Origin of the sequence: Aeromonas sp. QDB34, from assembly GCF_027705405.1 — a bacterium.
Lineage (GTDB): Bacteria > Pseudomonadota > Gammaproteobacteria > Enterobacterales > Aeromonadaceae > Aeromonas > Aeromonas hydrophila.
Genome location: NZ_JAPDBT010000047.1, coordinates 3,032 through 4,728 on the forward strand (window position 1 = coordinate 3,032; position 1,697 = coordinate 4,728).

The following is a 1,697-nucleotide window of genomic DNA, read 5'->3' on the forward strand; positions in this document are numbered from 1 at the left end:
CATGCTGGAGATATCAGAAGTGCGAATGCTGACGTAAGTAACGATAAAGGGGGTGAAAAGCCTCCTCGCCGGAAGACCAAGGGTTCCTGTCCAACGTTAATCGGGGCAGGGTGAGTCGACCCCTAAGGCGAGGCCGAAAGGCGTAGTCGATGGGAAGCAGGTTAATATTCCTGCACGACTTGTAATTGCGATGGGGGGACGGAGAAGGCTAGGTGGGCCAGGCGACGGTTGTCCTGGTGAAAGTGCGTAGGTGGTGTTTCTAGGCAAATCCGGAGACACAACACTGAGACACGAGACGAACACACTACGGTGTGGAAGCCATTGATGCCCTGCTTCCAGGAAAAGCCTCTAAGCTTCAGATTACAAGTCATCGTACCCCAAACCGACACAGGTGGTCGGGTAGAGAATACCAAGGCGCTTGAGAGAACTCGGGTGAAGGAACTAGGCAAAATAGAACCGTAACTTCGGGAGAAGGTTCGCTCTTGACAGTGAAGTCCCTTGCGGATGGAGCAGTTGGGAGTCGCAGTGACCAGATGGCTGGGACTGTTTATCAAAAACACAGCACTCTGCAAACACGAAAGTGGACGTATAGGGTGTGACACCTGCCCGGTGCCGGAAGGTTAATTGATGGGGTTAGCGCAAGCGAAGCTCTTGATCGAAGCCCCGGTAAACGGCGGCCGTAACTATAACGGTCCTAAGGTAGCGAAATTCCTTGTCGGGTAAGTTCCGACCTGCACGAATGGTGTAACCATGGCCATGCTGTCTCCACCCGAGACTCAGTGAAATCGAATTCGCCGTGAAGATGCGGTGTACCCGCGGCTAGACGGAAAGACCCCGTGAACCTTTACTACAGCTTGGCACTGAACATTGAACCTACATGTGTAGGATAGGTGGGAGGCTTTGAAGGCGTGACGCCAGTTGCGCTGGAGCCGTCCTTGAAATACCACCCTTGTATGTTTGATGTTCTAACGCAGGCCCGTGAATCCGGGTCGCGGACAGTGCCTGGTGGGTAGTTTGACTGGGGCGGTCTCCTCCCAAAGAGTAACGGAGGAGCACGAAGGTTGGCTAATCCTGGTCGGACATCAGGAGGTTAGTGCAATGGCATAAGCCAGCTTAACTGCGAGACGGACAGGTCGAGCAGGTACGAAAGTAGGTCATAGTGATCCGGTGGTTCTGAATGGAAGGGCCATCGCTCAACGGATAAAAGGTACTCCGGGGATAACAGGCTGATACCGCCCAAGAGTTCATATCGACGGCGGTGTTTGGCACCTCGATGTCGGCTCATCACATCCTGGGGCTGAAGTCGGTCCCAAGGGTATGGCTGTTCGCCATTTAAAGTGGTACGCGAGCTGGGTTCAGAACGTCGTGAGACAGTTCGGTCCCTATCTGCCGTGGGCGTTGGATGATTGAAGGGAGTTGCTCCTAGTACGAGAGGACCGGAGTGAACGAACCTCTGGTGTTCGGGTTGTCACGCCAGTGGCACTGCCCGGTAGCTAAGTTCGGAATCGATAACCGCTGAAAGCATCTAAGCGGGAAGCGAGCCCTGAGATGAGTCATCCCTGACCCCTTGAGGGTCCTAAAGGGCCGTTGGAGACCACAACGTTGATAGGTGGGGTGTGTAAGCGCGGCGACGTGTTGAGCTAACCCATACTAATTACCCGTGAGGCTTAACCATACAACACCCAAGAAGTGTTCTG

The 1,697-nt window shown here is 54.1% G+C and carries 1 rRNA gene (cut by a window edge); it reads left to right on the forward strand.

Annotated elements, in window-relative coordinates:
• A 23S ribosomal RNA gene (locus OKC29_RS22825) occupies positions 1-1,675 on the forward strand; it begins 1,303 nt to the left of the window's first position.
• Positions 1,676-1,697: the final 22 nt, after the last annotated feature.